Here is a 17,426-nt window from a genome sequence, read left to right as displayed (position 1 = left end):
TCAGCCCCAGATGGCGGCCGCCCACTCGGGGTGGTCGACGAACGGGTTGCGGTTGTGCTGCCACGCTTCGAAGATGCGGTCGTTGCGGCGCATCTCGAAGGCGTCGACCGGGTCCTGGGCGTTCCACTGGAGCAGCACCGACAGCTTGCCGATGGACGGGGCGCTGCCGTTGCCGACCGAGTTGTTCATCTCGAGGTTCGCCCACCCGTCGTCCCCCTCGTAGCGGACGGCCATGTAGAAGATCATCCGGGCGACGTCGCCCTTGACGGCGTCGCGCGGCGCGAACGAGTCGGCATCCGAGAGGCACCCGGTGCACTGGCTCACGGCGCTGCCGCCGTCGTCGAAGTCGAGGTTGCCGCGCGTGGAGTTGACGGTGACGTCCTCGGGCCGCAGGTGGTGGACGTCGGTGCCCGGCCCGGTGGCGGTGCCGAAGTCACCGTGCGACTTGGCCCAGACGTGCTCGCGGTTCCACTGGTCGACGCCACCACCGTTGTCGGACTTGGCGATCGAGCGTCCCGAGTAGATCTCGATGACGTTGTTCGTGTTGTTCGGGTCCTGGTCGGTGTCCTTGAGCGCGGTCCAGACCTGGTCGTAGGTGAGCTTCGTCTGGTCGTCGATGATGCCGTGCAGCGTCGACTTCAGTGCCGTCCCGGTCTTGCCGATGGCCGGTGCGTAGTACGTGCCGTCCCACGGGCTCGTGCCGGTGCCACCACCCGTGCCTCCGCCGGTGCCGCCACCCGTCCCGCCGGTGCCGGCGGCGGCGATCGTCGAGGTCCCCGTCATCCCGGGGTGCGAGAAGTACGCGGCGAGGGCGCCGGTGACGTCGACCTGCTTCCCCAGCAGCGTCGGGTTGGTCTTGAGGCCCCACTGCGAGCGCAGGGCCGTCGGCAGCTGCACGTAGAGCATCCGCGACGTGCCGGTCTCCGACGCGGTGTCGGCGATGGCCAGGGCGTAGTCGCTGGGGAAGCCCGAGCGCACGACGGTGCTCGTCGCGGTCGGCTGGCCGACGACGTAGCCGCGGACGGACCGGCTCGTGCCGTCCTGGCTCGCGACGGCCTGCGCGACGGTCAGCGGGGTGGCCGCCTCCGACGCCGGGACCGAGAGGCCGAGGAGGACGACGAGGGCGGAGGCCAGCGCGAGCCACGAGGTGGTGCGGCGGCGCCCGGTCGGGGCGGTGGGGGTCATCTGTCGGGTCACGGTCCCCGACCCTGCCGGAGCACTCGTCGGGCGGGGGTCTGCTGGGGTCAAGGATTCGGTCAGGACTCGACCACGGCCCGGTCAACAGCGGCGGCCCGGATGAGTACGACGCCCCATGACGGACTCGCCTCCGCGCGGCCACGCTCGGGGGATGGTCGACCCGCCGCCCTCCGTCCCCGCCCGCCGTCCGTCGGCGCCCCCGGCGCGCCGCGTCCCCATGGTCTTCGACGCCCCGCGCCACGGCGCGACGCCCGACTCGCGCATCACGACGGCACGGCGCTGGGCCGCCGGCGGCCTCGCCGTGCCGACCCTCGGTCTGCTCGTCGTCGTGGTGTGGTTCCTCGACGCGATCGGCGGGGTCGACCCGCGTGGCCTGCTCGGTGTCTCCGCCCTCGTCCTCCCCGGCGTCCTCGTCGGCTGGTGCACCGGCTTCGCGGCCCTGGCCCTGCTCGTGCGGGACCAGTTGTTCCACCCGCGGCTCGTGGGGCTGGTGGCCGCCCTCGTCGGCACCGTGTTCGGCGCGCTCCTCCTCCCGCTCGCCGGCATCGGCTGAGCGGTCAGCGCACCGTCACCTGCGGGGCGAACAGCGCCATCGCGGCGAGGGCCCGCTCGTGGTTCTCCGGCGTCGAGCCGGCACAGGCCGCACCGTCGACGACCACCGTGACGCCCGCGTCGGCCATCGGCAGCACGGTCGAGACGACGCAGCAGTCGGTGGCCACCCCGGCGACCGTCACGTGGGCGTCGGTGCCGAGGAGGCCGCGCAGCACCGGCCACTTCCCGAAGGTCCCTGCCGTGACGACGTGCCCCGCCGCGCCGGCGAGCTCGGGGACCACTGCGTACAGCGGGTCGTCGTCGGGGACCAGCGCGAACGGCCACTCGTCGTAGTACGGACCCCACGAGCCGCCGAGGGACGGGTCGGCGACGAACCGCGTGACGACGGTGCGCTCCCGCCCGAAGTCGTCGGCCAGCTCGCGCATCCGCGGCACGGCACCGGCGAACATCGGCGAGCCCCACGGGGAGGCGCCGGGGTCGGCGAAGACCACCTGCGGGTCGACGACCACCAGCCAGCCGTCGCGCCGCGGCATCAGGCCGCCGGCTCCGTGACGCGCAGCCCGGCGTCCTGCTCCTGGCGCCGCACGGTGCCGCGCCGGGCGACGAACGTGACGCCGAAGCCGATGACGAGCGCGAGCAGCACGCCGAGGTTGGCGAAGGCCCACGCGCCCTCCTTGCCGCCGAGCCCGAAGCGGAGCAGGTAGCCCTGCCAGTTGTTCCACGACGCGTCGGCGGCGAAGAGGTTGACGACCAGCCCCCAGCCGACGAGCGAGGCCACGACCATCGTCCCGATCGAGACCCAGTCGAAGGCGCCGTAGCGCCCGCGGGGGTCGAAGAGGTCGTCGTCGTCGTAGTCGCGCCGGCGCAGGGCGATGTCGGCGATCATGATCCCCGCCCACGCGGCGAGCGGGACGCCGAGGGTGATGAGGAAGGACTGGAACGGGCCGATGAAGCTCTGGGCGAAGAAGACGACCCAGATGGTGCCGAGGGTGAGGATGACACCGTCGACCCCGGCGGCGGCCGGCCGGGGGATGCGGACGCCGAGCGAGAGCAGCGTCAGCCCCGAGGAGTAGATGCCGAGGACCGCACCGGACACCAGCGACAGGATGACGGCCAGCAGGAACGGCACGAGCAGCCACGTGGGCAGCAGCGTGGCGAGGGTGCCGATGGGGTCGGCGCCGATGCCGTCGGCGAGCGTCTTGTCCGAGCCGGCGAGCAGCAGCCCGTAGACGACGAGCACGACGGGGGCGACGGCCCCGCCGAAGGTGTTCCAGCCGACGATCGCGGCGCCCGAGGCGTCCCGCCGCTGGTAGCGCGACCAGTCGGCGGCGATGTTGATCCACCCGAGCCCGAAGCCGGTCATCACGAGGACGAGGGCTCCGACCACGGCCTGGGCCGACCCGCCGGGCAGGGCGGTGACCTTCGACCACTCGACGTCCTTGAGCGTCAGCAGGATGAACCCGACGGTGACGATGCCGGTGACCCAGGTGAGCACCGACTGCAGCCGCATGATGACGTGGTAGCCGGCCACCGAGGCCGCGACGATGAGGGCGGCGACGACCGCCGCGGCCACGACCTTGGTGGCCGTGCCGCCGCCCCAGCCCAGCCGGGTGAAGATCGTCGAGGTGGCGAGCACCGCGAGGATGGCGAGGAAGGTCTCCCAGCCGATCGAGGTCAGCCAGGAGATGACACCGGGGACCTTCTGGCCGGTGACGCCGAAGGCCGCCCGCGACAGGACCATCGTCGGCGCGGAGCCGCGCTTGCCGGCGATCGCGATGACTCCGCAGAGGGCGAACGAGACGACGACGCCGAGCACCGTGACGAGCACGGACTGCCAGAAGGAGATGCCGAAGCCGAGGACGAACGCGGCGTAGGAGATGCCGAAGACCGACACGTTGGCCGCGAACCACGGCCAGAAGAGGTCACGGGGCCGGGCGGTGCGCTCGGCCTCGTCGATGATCTCGATACCGGTCGTCTCGATGCCCGGGCGCGTGGCCGCGGGAGCGGTGGACGTGCTCATGGGGCGAGCATGTCAGACGACGCGGACGTGCGGCAGCCACCACACGCACGGAGCACGGGCACCGCGGGGATGCCGGGCCTCTACGAGGTCAGGGCGGGGTCAACGTCGCCCGCCGGCCCAGCGACCGTCGTCGTCGTCCTCCCAGCTGCGCTCGTCGGCGGTGTCGCCCGAGTGCGTCTGGGTGTGCAGTTCTCGCTCAAGCGCGGAGAGGTCGGTGTCGGGGCTGAAGTACTTCAGCTCGCGGGCGACCTTCGTCTGCTTGGCCTTGGCTCGGCCGCGCCCCATGGCGTGACCCCCTCGTGCGTCTGCCGGGGCGGCATCGCTGGTCGGACGGCCCCGGTGTCGGGGTCATCCCACGTCGCGGAGCGGCTCCGGGAATGGTGTGCATATCGTGCCGGTAACGATACATGGGTCCGCGACCCTTCGGCGACGCCTGGGCCGGGTCAGGGTCCTTCCTCGGTCGCCGTCCCGTCCTGTGGGACGGCGTCGGCCCGCCCGGGCAGCCACGGGGTGCTCCCGCCGGCCGCGATGCGGCGCTCGGCGAGCCGGTCGGCGGCCACGGCGGGCGTCAGCCCCTCGGCGTCGGCGGTGCGCAGGACCTCGAGCGTGCTCTCGAAGATCGCCCGGGTGCGGCCGGCCGCGCGCTCCATGTCGAAGCCGTGCAGCTCGTCGCTCACCTGGATGACCCCGCCGGCGTTGACGAGGAAGTCCGGGGCGTAGACGACCCCGCGCTCGGCGAGCCGGTCGGGCGTGTCCGGCGCGGCGAGCTGGTTGTTGGCGCCGCCGCAGACCACCCGGGCCCGCAGGGCCGCCACGGTGTCGTCGTCGAGGGCCCCGCCGAGCGCGTTGGGGCTGAAGACGTCGAGCTCGAGGTGGGCCAGCGTGGTGGCGTCGGCGACGGCCTCCACCTGCGGGTGGCGCTCGAGCAGCCGGGCCACCGCGGCGTCGTCGACGTCGGTGACGACGACCTCGGCGCCGTCCTCGAGGAGGTGCTCGGTGAGCTTCGCGCCGACCTTGCCGACCCCGGCGACCCCGACCCGCCGGCCGGCCAGCGTCGGCTCGCCCCAGACGTGCTGCGCGACGGCCCGCATCCCCTGGAAGACCCCGAGGGCGGTGAGCACCGAGGAGTCGCCGGCGCCTCCGCGCTCGGGGGAGCGGCCGGTGGCCCAGCGGGTCTCCTCGGCGACGACGTCCATGTCGGCGACGTACGTGCCGACGTCGCAGGCGGTGACGTACCGGCCGCCGAGCGACTCGACGAACCGGCCGTAGGCCCGCAGCAGCTCGGGCGTCTTGTCGCGGTGCGGGTCGCCGATGATCACCGCCTTGCCGCCGCCGTGGGCGAGGCCGGCCAGCGCGTTCTTGCTCGACATGGCCCGCGAGAGGCGCAGGACGTCGGCGAGCGCGGCGTCGAGGCTCGGGTAGGGGTGGAAGCGGGTGCCGCCGAGACCCGGGCCGAGGGCGGTGGAGTGCAGGGCGATGATCGCGCGCAGCCCGGTGTCGGGGTCGGAGCAGAAGACGACCTGCTCGTGGCCGGCGAGGTCGATGAGGTCGGTGGCCATGGCCGCCACGGTAGTCCGGTGGAGGCGGCCCGGCACCGGGCGCCTCAGCGCGAGGCGAGCCCCACGACGAGGTTGATGGTCGCCGCCACGACGACCGTGCCGAGGAGGTAGGCCAGCAGCGTGTGGCGCAGGACGAGCCGGCGCACCGCGGGCGTCCGCAGGTCGGTGTCGGAGACCTGGTAGGTCATGCCGAGGGTGAAGGACAGGTAGACGAAGTCGGACAACCGGGGTGGGCCGTCGCCGGGGAAGTCGACGCACCCGGGCTCGTTGACGAACCAGTGCCGGGCGTAGCGCAGCGCGTAGACGGTGTGGACCGCGAGCCACCCGGCCGCGACCGCGAGCACGGCGAGCACCGACTCCAGGGTGCCCCGTTGCTCCCGAGGAGCATGACGCCGACCGCGCCGAGGCTGGCCAGGGTCGCGACGACGACGATGACGTCGGTCTCGGTGGGCCCGCCCTCCGCGCCGTCGAGGTGGCGCTCGGTGGCGTCGGCGTCGGCCCGGTGGCACAGGACGAGCACGGGGATGCTGAAGGCGAGGGAGCCGACGACCCAGCCGAGGAGCAGGTGCGCCGGCCACCCGAGGCCGTGCGGCAGGGGGACGAGCGCCCCGACGAGGGCGGCGAGCACCCCCGCGAAGAGGAGATGCCGACGGGTGGGCCGCACGCGCACACCGTAGCCGGGCGCGGGTCTCGCGGGACCGGACCCGGGCGCGCAGCGGATTCGCAGCGACCGCGTAGCGGCCCCCGGGACAGTGGTGCCAACGCACCGCCGGGGGAGACGGAGGTGCGGGGCCCGCGCCACCGGGGGTTGGTGGCGCGGGGCGCACCACCACCACGGGTGCGGACCGGTCGAGGGGGTCGGTCCGCACCCGAAGTGCGTCCCTCCCGGTCGGCGGCACAGGGGTCGGGCGAAAGGTGAGCCGGCGCCCCCACACCCGCGGGACCGGGTGTAGCAGGATGGCGCCATGACCGGAGCACGCGGGATCAGGGTCGGGTACAAGGCGTCGGCGGAGCAGTTCGCCCCGGGTGAGCTCGCGGGTTACGCGGTGCTCGCCGAGGAGCTGGGCTTCGACTCGGCGACCATCTCCGACCACTTCCAGCCCTGGCGCCTCGAGGGTGGCCACGCGCCGAACTCCATCGCCTGGATGTCGTGGGTCGCCGCGCGCACCGAGCGGATCATGCTCGGCACCTCGGTGATGACGCCGACCTTCCGGTACAACCCGCCGGTCATCGCCCAGACCTTCGCGACGATGGCCTGCCTCGCACCGGGCCGGATCATGCTCGGCGTCGGTACGGGCGAGGCGCTCAACGAGATCGCCGTCGGGTCGGTCGGCGAGGGCGAGTGGCCCGAGTTCAAGGAGCGCTTCGGCCGGCTGCGCGAGGCGGTCACCCTCATGCGCCGGCTGTGGACCGAGGACCGCGTCACCTTCGAGGGCGAGTACTACCGCACCGAGGACGCCGCGATCTACGACCGGCCGGACCAGCCCGTGCCGGTGTACGTGGCGGCCGGCGGGCCGATGGTCGCCCGCTACGCCGGCCGGTACGCCGACGGCTTCATCTGCACCTCGGGCAAGGGCGAGGAGCTCTACCGCGACCAGCTCGTGCCGGCCGTCGACGAGGGGCTCGACAAGGTCGGGCGCGCCCACGACGACATCGACCGGATGATCGAGGTCAAGGTGTCGTGGGACCCCGACCCCGAGCAGGCGCTCGAGAACACCCGCTTCTGGGCGCCGCTGTCGCTCAGCGCGGAGCAGAAGCACTCCATCCACTCCCCGGAGGAGATGGAGAAGGCGGCCGACGAGCTGCCCATCGAGCAGGTCGCCAAGCGGTGGGTCGTGGCCTCCCGCCCCGAGGACGTCGTCGAGGCACTGCGGTTCTACACCGACCTCGGGTTCGACCACCTCGTCGTGCACGGGCCGGGCCACGACCAGGAACGGTTCCTGCGCACCTTCGCCGAGCAGGTCGTCCCCGGGATCCGCGAGCTCGTCCCCGCGGCGCGGTGACCGAGCCGGGGGCGCCCGGCCCGCTCGACGGCGTGCGCGTCGTCGAGCTCGGCGGCATCGGCCCGGCGCCGTTCGCGGCGATGCACCTCGCCGAGCTCGGGGCCGAGGTCGTGCGCGTCGACCGGCCGGGGGAGTCGAACCGGCTGGCCCTGTCCGGCGGCCTGCGGCGCTCGCGCCCGAGCATCGCCGTCGACCTCAAGCGCCCGGACGGGGTGGGCGTGGTCCGGCGCCTGCTGGCCGACGCCGACGTGCTCCTCGAGGGCTACCGGCCCGGGGTGCTCGAGCGGCTGGGCCTGGCCCCGGGCGACCTCCTGGCCGCCAACCCGCGGCTGGTCGTCGCCCGGATGACCGGCTGGGGGCAGGACGGTCCGTGGGCGCAACGGGCCGGGCACGACATCACCTACGCGGCGGTGTCCGGCACGCTGCACGCGCTCGGGCCACGGGAGCGGCCCATCGCCCCGGTCCCGGCCCTCGGCGACTTCGCCGGCGGGTCGCTCTACCTCGTCACCGGGGTGCTGGCGGCGCTCGTCGCGCGGGGCACCACCGGTCGGGGGCAGGTCGTCGACGCGGCGATGGCCGAGGGGTCCGCGCACCTGCTGACGATGGTGCACACGATGCTGGGCGAGGGTGTCTGGCGGGACGAGCGGGAGGCGAACCTGCTCGACGGTGGCGCGCCCTTCTACGACGTGTACGCCTGTGCCGACGGCCGGTTCGTGGCGGTGGGCGCGCTGGAGCCGCAGTTCTGGGCCGAGCTCGTCGAGCGGCTGGGCATCGGCATCGAGGGCGAGCAGTACGACACCTCGACGTGGCCGGCGCAGCGCGAGGCGTTCACCGCGGCCTTCGCGGCCCGCACCCGCGACGAGTGGGCCGCTCTGTTCGAGGGCACCGACGCGTGCGTCGCGCCCGTGCTGTCGCTGGCCGAGGCCGCGCACCACCCGCAGGCCGTGGCGCGGGGGTCGTTCGTCGACGACGGGTCCGGGCACCTGGTGCCCCGCACGCCACCACGGCTGTCCGAGAACCCGACCCGGCTGCCCGGACCCGAGCCCGTACCGGGTGCGGACACGACGTCGTGGCTGGTGGCGCACGGGTTCGGGGAGGACGAGGTCGCGGCGCTCGTCGCGTCCGGCGCCGTCGTCCAGGGCTGACCGGTCGCAGGCGTCAGCGGCTGGGGACCAGCCCCCTGCGCCGAAGACGGTGCGCGCGAACCGTTCCCCGATCCACTCGTGCGTGGCGGCGTCGGGGTGCAGTGCGTCGGGCAGCGGTAGCTCGACCGCATCGGCCTCGCCGTAGAGGGCCAGCCCGTCGACGAGGTGCAGGTTCGGGTCGACGGTGCGCCGGTGCTCGACGACGCGCACCAGCTCCTCGCGCACCGCGCGCAGGCTGAGCCTGCCGAGGGCGACCTCGGCGGGGTCGCCGGTGGCGGTGAACACCAGTCGTCCGTCGGCGAGGGCGGCGGGGTCGATGGCGCCCGGGCCGGGGGTGTCCTCGTGGATGGGGCAGAGGATCGGCGTCACGACGAGCAGCGGCGTGTGGGGATGGCCGTCGCGGATCGTGTCGAGGAAGCCGTGCACCGCCGGCCCGAGGACGCGCCGGCGCATCAGGTCGCCACCGACGATGTTGATGCCGACCTTGACGCTCAGCACGTCGGCGACGGTGTCGCGCATCGTGCGGGCGACGAACGGGTCGAGGACCGCCGAGCCGCCGAACCCGAGGTTGACGAGGTCGAGCCCGGCCCGGCGCGCGGCGACGGCCGGCCAGGTGCCGGTGGGCCGCACGGCGTTGGAGCCGTGGCTGATCGAGCTGCCGTGGTGCACCCAGCGGGCGCGCTCGCCGGCGGGCACGGGCTCGAGCGGGGCGTCGGCGCGCAGGGCGAGCAGCTCGACGCCCTCCTGGTGGGGGAGCCACAGCTCGACGCGCTGGCGGCCCCTCGGCAGGGCGAACCGCACCGTGCCGGGCCCACCCCGGGTCAGCTCGGTGACACCGGTCGAGACGTCGGTGGTGAGCAGGTCGCCGTTCGGCACCTCGACGCCGTCGACGACCTCACCGTCGACGACGAGGTCGACGGTGCCGAGCGCCCTGAGCGGGGCGCCGGTCAGGGCGCGCCGGGTGACGACGAGGTCGAGCTCGACGACGCGGGCCGTGGTCAGGGCCACGATGCGCACGCCGGACGGCTGGGCCTCGCTCATCGCCAGCAGGGGGTCGGCGTTCTGCGCGCGGGCCCACGCGGGCAGGCGGTGCGGACGGAGCCCGCCGGACTCGGTGCGCTCGAGCTCGGCGTCGCCGTGGACGAGCTCCGGGGTCAGCGGGACGGACGACGGGCTGGTGGGCATCCACCCAGTCCAGCACGAGGCACCGGCCCGCCGCACGCGAGGGTGCGGTTGGATGGCCCGATGAGCAGCGCACGGGTCCGCGTGGAGGCGGACGGAGCCATCGGCCGGATCACCCTCGACGCCCCGGAGCGGCTCAACGCCGTGGACCCGGAGATGTGCGACGCCGTGACCGCCGCCGTCCGGTCCCTCGACGAGGACCCGTCGGTGCGCGTCATCGCGCTCACGGGGCAGGGTCGCGGGTTCTGCTCGGGGGCGCCGCTCACCGCAGAGGGCGCGTCGATGGGGGTGCTCGAGGCCGGTGCCGAGCTGGTGCGGGCGCTGCTGGCGTCGCGGACCCCGGTCGTCGCGCTGGTGCACGGGGTCGCGGCGGGCATCGGGGTGCCGATGGCCCTCGCCTGCGACTACGTGCTCGCCGCCGAGGAGGCACCGTTCGTCCTCGCGTTCTCCCGCATCGGCCTGATGCCCGACGGCGGCTCGACGGCGCTGGTGGCCGCCGCGGTCGGGCGGGCCCGGGCGATGCGGCTCGCGCTGACCGGGGAGGCGCTCGACGGGCGGACGGCGGCCGCGTGGGGCCTGGTGGCCGAGGCGGTCCCCGGCGAGGGGTTCGAGGCCCGGGCCGAGGAGCTGCTCGCGGCGTTCGCGACCGGGCCGACGCTGGCCTACGCCGAGACGAAGGCGGCGGTCAACGCGGCCTCGGTGGACGTCGAGGCGGCGCTGGCGCTCGAGGACGCCGGGCAGCGCGCGCTGGCCGTCACCGAGGACCACCGCGAGGGCGCTGCGGCCTTCGTCGGGAAGCGCCGCCCGGAGTTCCGCGCCCGCTGAGGAGCAGCCGCCCGGGCGTCAGGAACGCGTCAAGACGGCGTCAGCGGGGCATCACCGCACCGCTCGCCGGCCCGTCCCGCTGGTGTCGTGGGCGGCATGTGGGAAGACCTGATCGCGGGCGTCATCGGCCTGCTCCTCCTCGGCTACCTCCTCGACGCCCTCGTGCGCCCGGACCGGTACTGAGGAGGGCCGCCGATGTCCACCGCCCTCCAGACGGCTGCGGCCGTCCTCCTCGTCGCGGCCGTCGTCGCGGCCGTCCACGTGCCCCTCGGCACGTGGATGCACCGCGTCTTCACCGACGACTCCGACTGGCGCATCGAGCGCGTCGTCTACCGGCTGGTCGGCGTCGACCCGCGCACCGAGCAGCGCTGGACCGGGTACGCCGGCTCGGTGCTCGCGTTCGCCGTCGCCTCCGTCGCCCTCCTCTTCGTGCTCATCACGGTCCAGGGGTGGATGCCGTGGAGCCTCGGCCGGAGCATGGACTGGCACACCGCGCTCGACACCGCGGTGTCCTTCACGACGAACACGAACTGGCAGGCCTACGCCGGTGAGGCCGGCGCCGGCCACGCCGTTCAGATGCTCGGCCTGACCACCCAGAACTTCGTCTCCGCCGCGACGGGGCTGGCCGTCGCCGTCGCGGTCGTCCGCGGCCTGGCCCGGGTGCACGCCGACCGGATCGGCAACTTCTGGGTCGACCTGACCCGCGCCACCCTCCGCGTCCTGCTGCCGCTGGCCGCCGTCGCGGCCGTCCTGCTCCTGCTCGGCGGGGTGGTCCAGAACCTCGCGTCCCCGCACACCGTCGAGACCCTCACCGGCGTGCAGCAGACGATCCAGGGCGGGCCGGTCGCCTCGCAGGAGGCGATCAAGGAGCTCGGCACCAACGGCGGCGGCTTCTTCAACGCCAACTCGGCCCACCCGTTCGAGAACCCCGGGCCGTGGACCAACCTCCTCGAGATCGTCCTCATCCTCGTCATCCCGTTCTCCCTGCCGTACACCTACGGCCTGATGGTCGGCGACCGCCGCCAGGGCGCCGTGGCCACCGGGGTCATGGGCTTCCTGCTCGTCGGCAGCATCGCCCTGACGACCTGGGCCGAGGCGCACGCCGCCGCCGGGCCGCTCGCGTCGATGGAGGGCAAGGAGCAGCGCTTCGGTGTCGTCTGGTCGAGCCTGTTCGCGTCGGTGACGACCGGCACCTCGACCGGCGCGGTCAACGCGATGCACGACAGCCTCAGCCCGCTGGGCGGCGGGGTGCCGATGGTCAACATGCTGCTCGGCGAGCTCTCGCCCGGTGGCGTCGGCACCGGCCTGTACTCCTACCTCGTCGTCGTCGTGCTCGCGGTGTTCATCGCCGGCCTCATGGTCGGCCGCACCCCCGAGCTGCTCGGGAAGACCATCGGCCGCACCGAGGTCACGAGCGCCGCGCTCGTCACCCTGACGATGCCCGCGCTCGTCCTCCTCGGCACCGGCCTCTCGGTCGTCCTGCCGGTCGCGCTCGACGCGCGGCTCAACGACGGACCGCACGGGCTGAGCGAGCTGATGTACGCGGTCGCCTCGGCGTCGAACAACAACGGGTCGGCCTTCGCCGGGCTGTCGGCGGACCAGCCCTACCTCAACCTGTTGCTCGCGGGATGCATGTTCGTCGGTCGGTTCGTGCCGATCGTCCTCGTGCTGCGGCTCGCCGGATCCCTTGCGGCACAGGGCAAGCGCCCGGTCACCGCCGGAACCATGCCCACGCACACCCCCCTGTTCACCACGCTCGTGGTCGGCACCGTCGTCATCGTCGCCGGCCTGACGTTCTTCCCGTCCCTCGCCCTGGGACCCATCGCGGAGGCCCTGTCATGACGTCGTCCCTCGCGCTCACCGCCTGGCAGAACCTGCCCGCGGCGTTCGCCAAGCTCGACCCCCGCCACCTGTGGCGCAGCCCGGTCATCATGGTCGTCTGGGTCGGCTCGGTCCTCACGACGGTGCTGTCGGTCATCCAGCCGTCGGTCTTCTCGGTCGGGGTCACCGTGTGGCTCTGGGCGACCGTGCTCTTCGCCAACCTCGCGGAGGCGGTCGCCGAGGGCCGCGGCAAGGCCCAGGCCGACACCCTGCGCCGCACGCGCACCGAGACCACGGCCCGCCGGCTGCTCGCCGACGGCACGGAGGAGGAGGTACCCGGCACCGCCCTCGCGCTCGGCGACCGCGTCGTCGTCGAGGCCGGCCAGGTGATCCCGGGCGACGGGGACGTCGTCGAGGGCGTCGCGACGGTCGACGAGTCGGCCATCACCGGCGAGTCGGCGCCCGTGGTGCGCGAGTCCGGGGGCGACCGCTGCGCCGTCACCGGCGGCACGACGGTGCTCTCCGACCGCGTCGTCGTGCGGATCACGAGCAAGCCCGGCGAGACCTTCATCGACCGGATGATCGCCCTCGTCGAGGGGGCCTCGCGACAGAAGACCCCGAACGAGATCGCCCTGTCGATCCTCCTGACGACCCTGACCATCATCTTCGTGCTCGCCGTCGGGGCCATCCAGCCGATGGCGGTCTACTCGGGCCAGCGGCTCTCGATGGTCGTCCTCGTCGCCCTCCTCGTCTGCCTCATCCCGACGACGATCGGCGCCCTGCTCTCGGCCATCGGCATCGCCGGGATGGACCGCCTCGTGCAGCGCAACGTCCTCGCGATGTCCGGGCGGGCCGTCGAGGCGGCGGGTGACGTCAGCACCCTGCTCCTCGACAAGACCGGCACGATCACCTTCGGCAACCGACGGGCGAGCGAGCTGGTGCCCGTGCACTCGGTCCAGCGGGAGGAGCTGGCGCGCGCCGCGTACCTCTCCTCGCTCGCCGACGAGACGCCCGAGGGCCGCTCGATCGTCGAGTACACGGTGGCCGACGGGGTCGACGCCGCCGCCCTCGGCGACGTGACCGCCCTGCGCCGCGCGGGGGCGGAGGTCGTCGAGTTCAGCGCCACGACACGGATGTCCGGCGTCGACCTCATCGACGGCACCCGCGTCCGCAAGGGTGCCGGCAGCGCGGTCTCGGCGTGGGTGCGCGAGAACGGCGGCACGGTCGGCAGCGACCTCGAGGTGCACGTCGACGGCATCAGCGCCTCGGGCGGCACCCCGCTCGTCGTCGCCGAGGCCGCACCCGGTCGGGCCCCGCGCGCGCTCGGCGTCGTCCACCTCAAGGACGTCGTCAAGCCCGGGATGGCCGAGCGCTTTGCCCAGCTGCGCGAGATGGGCATCCGCACGGTGATGATCACCGGCGACAACCCGTTGACCGCCAGGGCGATCGCCGAGGAGGCGGGGGTCGACGACTACCTCGCCGAGGCCACCCCCGAGGACAAGATGGCCCTCATCCGGAAGGAGCAGGAGGGCGGCCGGCTCGTGGCGATGACCGGCGACGGGACCAACGACGCACCGGCGCTCGCCCAGGCCGACGTCGGCGTCGCGATGAACACCGGGACGTCGGCCGCGAAGGAGGCCGGCAACATGGTCGACCTCGACTCCGACCCGACCAAGCTCATCGACATCGTCGCCATCGGCAAGCAGCTGCTCATCACCCGCGGCGCCCTGACGACGTTCTCGATCGCCAACGACGTCGCGAAGTACTTCGCGATCATCCCCGCGATGTTCGTCGGGGTCTTCCCGGGCCTGCAGACGCTCAACGTCATGCGGCTGTCGACCCCCGAGTCGGCGATGCTCTCCGCCGTCATCTTCAACGCCCTCGTCATCGTGGCGCTGATCCCGCTGGCGCTCAGGGGTGTTCGCTACCGACCCCTGTCCGCCCACGCGTTGCTCCGCCGCAACCTGCTCGTCTACGGGCTCGGGGGGATGGTCGTGCCGTTCGTCGGCATCAAGGCCATCGACCTCGTCGTGTCCCTCATCCCCGGTCTCTGAGGTGGCCGCCATGACCCGTCAGCTCTCCGCCGCGCTCAAGGCGCTGCTCGTCCTCACCGTCCTCTGCGGCGTCCTCTACCCCGCCGCGGTCCTCGCGGTCGGCCTGCTCGTGCCCGACCGCGCGGCCGGCCAGCCGGTCGTCGTCGGCGGTCGCGAGGTCGGGTCCGCCCTCATCGGCCAACCCCCGAGCGGCCCCGAGTGGTTCCAGGGGCGCCCGTCGGCGTCCGACGCGGCCGGTGACACCAGCGGCGGCTCGAACTACGGGCCGTCCAACCCCGACCTCGCCACCGACGTGGCCGCGCGCCGGAAGGCCCTGCTCGCGGCGAACCCCGATGCGCCGCAGCCCGTCCCGGCGGACGCGCTGACGACCTCGGCCAGCGGCCTCGACCCGGACGTGTCGCCGGCGTACGCCCGCTGGCAGGTCGCCCGGGTCGCCGACGCCCGGGGGCTCGACCGCGCGCGGGTGCTGCGGCTGGTCGACGAGCACGTGCAGCACGCGGCGCTCGGCGTCGTCGGGCAGGACCGCGTGAACGTGCTCCGGCTCAACGTGGCGCTCGCCGAGCTCGGACGGGGGTGAGAATGGCGCCATGGCACGCGGACGGCTGCGGATCTACCTCGGGGCGGCCCCGGGCGTCGGCAAGACCGTTGCCATGCTCGACGAGGGTCACCGCCGCCTCGACCGCGGCACCGACGTCGTCGTCGGCCTCGTCGAGACGCACGAGCGGCCGCACACGCTCGCGCTCGTCGAGGGCCTCGAGTCGGTGCCCCGTGCGCGGCTGACCCACCGCGGCACCACGCTCGAGGAGATGGACCTCGACGCCCTCCTGCGCCGCCGCCCCCAGGTCGCCCTCGTCGACGAGCTCGCCCACACGAACGCCCCCGGCTGCCGGCACGAGAAGCGCTGGCAGGACGTCGACGAGCTGCTCGACGCCGGCATCGACGTCATCTCGACGGTCAACATCCAGCACCTGGAGTCGCTCAACGACGTCGTCACCTCGATCACCGGTGTCGTGCAGCGCGAGACGGTGCCGGACGCCGTGGTCCGCGCCGCCGACCAGGTCGAGCTCGTCGACATGTCACCCGAGGCCCTGCGCCGGCGGATGGCGCACGGCAACGTCTACGCCGCCGAGAAGGTCGACGCCGCGCTGGCCAACTACTTCCGGGTCGGCAACCTGTCGGCGCTGCGCGAGCTGGCCCTGCTCTGGCTCGCCGACCGGGTCGACGAGGGCCTCGGCAGGTACCGCGCCGACCACGGCATCGACGCCAGCTGGCCGACGCGCGAGCGGGTCGTCGTCGCCGTCTCCGGTGCGGCGGAGGGCGAGACGTTGCTGCGCCGCGGCGCGCGCATCGCGGCCCGCGGCGCCGGTGGCGAGCTGCTCGCGGTGCACGTCGTCCGGTCCGACGGGCTGACCGGGCCGACGCTGCCCGACCTCGTCGCCCAGCGCCGGCTCACCGACGAGCTCGGCGGGACCTTCCACACCGTCACCGGCGACGACCTCGCCGAGGCGGTCCTCGACTTCGCCCGGGGCGTCAACGCCAGCCAGGTGGTCATCGGGTCCTCGCGCCGCCCGCGCTGGCGGACCCTGCTGTCCCCCAGCACGACCGAGGAGGTCATCACCGAGTCCGGCGACATCGACGTGCACGTCGTGACCCACCGGTTCGCCGCGGGTCGCGGCTGGCGTGCCCCGCGCGCCGGCCTGCCGAGACGACGCCGGCGGCTGGGGTACGCGCTGGCGGTGCTCGGGCCGTTCCTGCTCACCGAGGCCCTCGCCGGCCTCCCGGAGGACCCCGACCTGCCGCTCACGGTCCCGCTCTTCCTCCTGCTCAGCGTGCTCACGGCGCTGCTCGGCGGGATGGGCCCGGCCCTGCTCGGCGCCCTCGCCTCGTCGCTGTTCCTCAACTGGTTCTTCACCCCGCCGACGGGCGGCCTGACCATCTCCGAGCCCGAGAACGCCGCCGCGCTCGTCGTCTTCCTCCTCGTCGCCGCGGCCGTCGCGTGGGTCGTCGACCGCAGCGCCCGCCGGGCCGACCAGGCCGTGCGCGCCCAGGGCGAGGCCGCCTCGCTCGCCGGGCTGAGCCACATGCTGCTCGGCTCCACCGACCAGATGACCCTGCTGCTCGACACCGCGCTCGACATGTTCGGTGCCGACGCGGCGGCCGTCGTCCGGCGCCCCGACCGGCACCGGCCCGCCGCGGTGGTCGCCACGACCGACCCCGCCCTGGGCACCGAGGACCTGGGCGCCCCGGGCCTGCCCCGCGAGGAGGCCGACCCCGAGCACGACCTCGTCCTCGTCGGCGCCACCGTGTCGGCCGGCCGCCAGCGCCTGTTCGCCGCGTTCGCCGCGCACGCGGGCGCCATCCTCCAGCGCCGGTCGCTGCAGGCCTCGGCCGGCGAGGCAGCGGCGCTCGCGCGGGACAACTCGGCGCGCACCGCCCTGCTGTCGGCCGTCTCGCACGACCTGCGGACCCCGCTCGCCGGCATCAAGGCCGCCATCGGCAGCCTGCGCTCGACCGAGGTCACCTTCAGCCCCGAGGACGAGGCCGAGCTCGAGGCGGCCATCGAGGACTCCGCCGACCGGCTCGACGCCCTCATCGGCAACCTCCTCGACATGTCGCGCCTGCAGGCCGGTGCCCTCGTCGCCCATCCGCGGCGGGTCGACCTCGGCGAGGTCGTGCCCGGCGTCGTCGCCGCCGTCGCCGAGCCCGAGCGGGTCGACTGGGCCCTCGACCCCGACGCCCGGGTCGTCGTCGCCGATGCCGGGCTGCTCGACCGGGTCCTCGGCAACGTCGTCGAGAACGCCCTGCGCCACCAGCCGTCGCCGGGCCGGGTGCGGGTGTGCACCAGCGCCCTGGCCGACCGGGTGCAGGTGCGGGTCGTCGACACCGGACCCGGTGTGCCGGAACCCGACCGCGACCGCATCTTCCTCCCGTTCCAGCGCCACGGCGACGCGCCGGACGGCGACGGCGTCGGTCTCGGGCTCGCGGTCGCCCGTGGCCTCGCGGAGGCGATGGGTGGCAGGGTGAGCGCCGAGGACACCCCGGCGGCGGCCTGACGATGGTCGTCGACC

General features: G+C 74.1%; 15 protein-coding genes and 1 pseudogene. 9 read left to right on the top strand and 7 right to left on the bottom strand.

Annotated elements, in window-relative coordinates:
• Nucleotides 1-1,185 carry an endonuclease gene (locus tag G7075_RS14660; protein ID WP_166122906.1) on the bottom strand — a complete coding sequence of 395 codons (1,185 nt, stop codon included), beginning with the start codon at nt 1,183-1,185 and terminating at the stop codon, nt 1-3.
• A gap of 163 nt (nt 1,186-1,348) precedes the next feature.
• Here G7075_RS14660 and G7075_RS14655 point away from each other — a divergent pair, with 163 nt between their 5' ends.
• Entirely contained in the window at nt 1,349-1,750 is a 402-nt protein-coding gene (locus G7075_RS14655; protein WP_166122904.1) for a hypothetical protein, read from the top strand.
• Nucleotides 1,751-1,754: 4 nt separating this feature from the next.
• Here the strand turns inward: G7075_RS14655 and G7075_RS14650 are convergent, their stop codons facing one another.
• From G7075_RS14650 to G7075_RS14630, 5 genes are all read right to left on the bottom strand, one after another.
• Nucleotides 1,755-2,282 carry a cysteine hydrolase family protein gene (locus G7075_RS14650; RefSeq protein ID WP_166122902.1) on the bottom strand — a complete coding sequence of 176 codons (528 nt, stop codon included), beginning with the start codon at nt 2,280-2,282 and terminating at the stop codon, nt 1,755-1,757.
• Nucleotides 2,282-3,769 (bottom strand): cytosine permease, encoded by a 1,488-nt coding sequence (locus G7075_RS14645; RefSeq protein ID WP_166122900.1) that lies wholly within the window; start codon nt 3,767-3,769, stop codon nt 2,282-2,284. The genes G7075_RS14650 and G7075_RS14645 overlap by 1 nt, the downstream gene beginning before the upstream one ends.
• A gap of 99 nt (nt 3,770-3,868) precedes the next feature.
• The gene (locus G7075_RS14640) at nt 3,869-4,054 is read right to left on the bottom strand and encodes a DUF3073 domain-containing protein (RefSeq protein ID WP_166122898.1); all 186 of its coding nucleotides are present in this window, start codon (nt 4,052-4,054) and stop codon (nt 3,869-3,871) included.
• A 158-nt stretch (nt 4,055-4,212) separates the two neighbouring features.
• Nucleotides 4,213-5,328 carry a Glu/Leu/Phe/Val dehydrogenase gene (locus G7075_RS14635; protein ID WP_166122896.1) on the bottom strand — a complete coding sequence of 372 codons (1,116 nt, stop codon included), beginning with the start codon at nt 5,326-5,328 and terminating at the stop codon, nt 4,213-4,215.
• 44 nt (nt 5,329-5,372) lie between these two features.
• Complete coding sequence (locus G7075_RS14630) at nt 5,373-5,681, bottom strand: DUF1345 domain-containing protein (protein WP_166122894.1); 309 nt, start codon at nt 5,679-5,681, stop codon at nt 5,373-5,375.
• Between the two features lie 612 nt (nt 5,682-6,293).
• On the opposite strand from G7075_RS14630, the gene fgd reads away from it, so the two are divergent.
• Together fgd and G7075_RS14620 are read left to right on the top strand one after the other, a co-directional pair.
• Nucleotides 6,294-7,331 carry a glucose-6-phosphate dehydrogenase (coenzyme-F420) gene (gene fgd / locus G7075_RS14625; protein ID WP_166122892.1) on the top strand — a complete coding sequence of 346 codons (1,038 nt, stop codon included), beginning with the start codon at nt 6,294-6,296 and terminating at the stop codon, nt 7,329-7,331.
• A complete protein-coding gene (locus G7075_RS14620; protein ID WP_166122890.1) occupies nt 7,328-8,476 on the top strand; it encodes a CaiB/BaiF CoA-transferase family protein in 1,149 nt (382 codons plus the stop codon). Before fgd ends, G7075_RS14620 begins: the two co-directional genes overlap by 4 nt.
• A gap of 375 nt (nt 8,477-8,851) precedes the next feature.
• On the opposite strand, the pseudogene G7075_RS22965 reads toward G7075_RS14620, so the two are convergent.
• Nucleotides 8,852-9,517 (bottom strand): annotated as a pseudogene (locus G7075_RS22965) (SGNH/GDSL hydrolase family protein); the annotation flags it as partial.
• Between the two features lie 204 nt (nt 9,518-9,721).
• Between G7075_RS22965 and G7075_RS14610 the strand changes: the two are divergent.
• From G7075_RS14610 to G7075_RS14585, 6 genes are all read left to right on the top strand, one after another.
• A complete protein-coding gene (locus tag G7075_RS14610; RefSeq protein ID WP_166122888.1) occupies nt 9,722-10,483 on the top strand; it encodes an enoyl-CoA hydratase-related protein in 762 nt (253 codons plus the stop codon).
• A gap of 96 nt (nt 10,484-10,579) precedes the next feature.
• Nucleotides 10,580-10,666 (top strand): potassium-transporting ATPase subunit F, encoded by an 87-nt coding sequence (locus G7075_RS14605; RefSeq protein WP_166124404.1) that lies wholly within the window; start codon nt 10,580-10,582, stop codon nt 10,664-10,666.
• Between the two features lie 12 nt (nt 10,667-10,678).
• On the top strand, nt 10,679-12,325 hold the full coding sequence (kdpA, locus tag G7075_RS14600) for a potassium-transporting ATPase subunit KdpA (protein WP_166122886.1): 1,647 nt from the start codon (nt 10,679-10,681) through the stop codon (nt 12,323-12,325).
• Nucleotides 12,322-14,358, top strand: a complete 2,037-nt coding sequence (kdpB, locus tag G7075_RS14595) for a potassium-transporting ATPase subunit KdpB (RefSeq protein WP_166122884.1) — start codon at nt 12,322-12,324, stop codon at nt 14,356-14,358. Before kdpA ends, kdpB begins: the two co-directional genes overlap by 4 nt.
• 10 nt (nt 14,359-14,368) lie before the next feature.
• The gene (gene kdpC / locus G7075_RS14590) at nt 14,369-14,935 is read left to right on the top strand and encodes a potassium-transporting ATPase subunit KdpC (protein WP_166122882.1); all 567 of its coding nucleotides are present in this window, start codon (nt 14,369-14,371) and stop codon (nt 14,933-14,935) included.
• Between the two features lie 10 nt (nt 14,936-14,945).
• Entirely contained in the window at nt 14,946-17,411 is a 2,466-nt protein-coding gene (locus G7075_RS14585) for a DUF4118 domain-containing protein (protein ID WP_166122880.1), read from the top strand.
• The last annotated feature ends 15 nt before the right edge of the window (nt 17,412-17,426 follow it).

Source organism: Phycicoccus sp. HDW14, assembly GCF_011383005.1.
Lineage (GTDB): Bacteria > Actinomycetota > Actinomycetes > Actinomycetales > Dermatophilaceae > Phycicoccus.
Note: the sequence above shows the minus strand (reverse complement) of the source record. Positions and strands in the feature narration are given on the sequence as shown.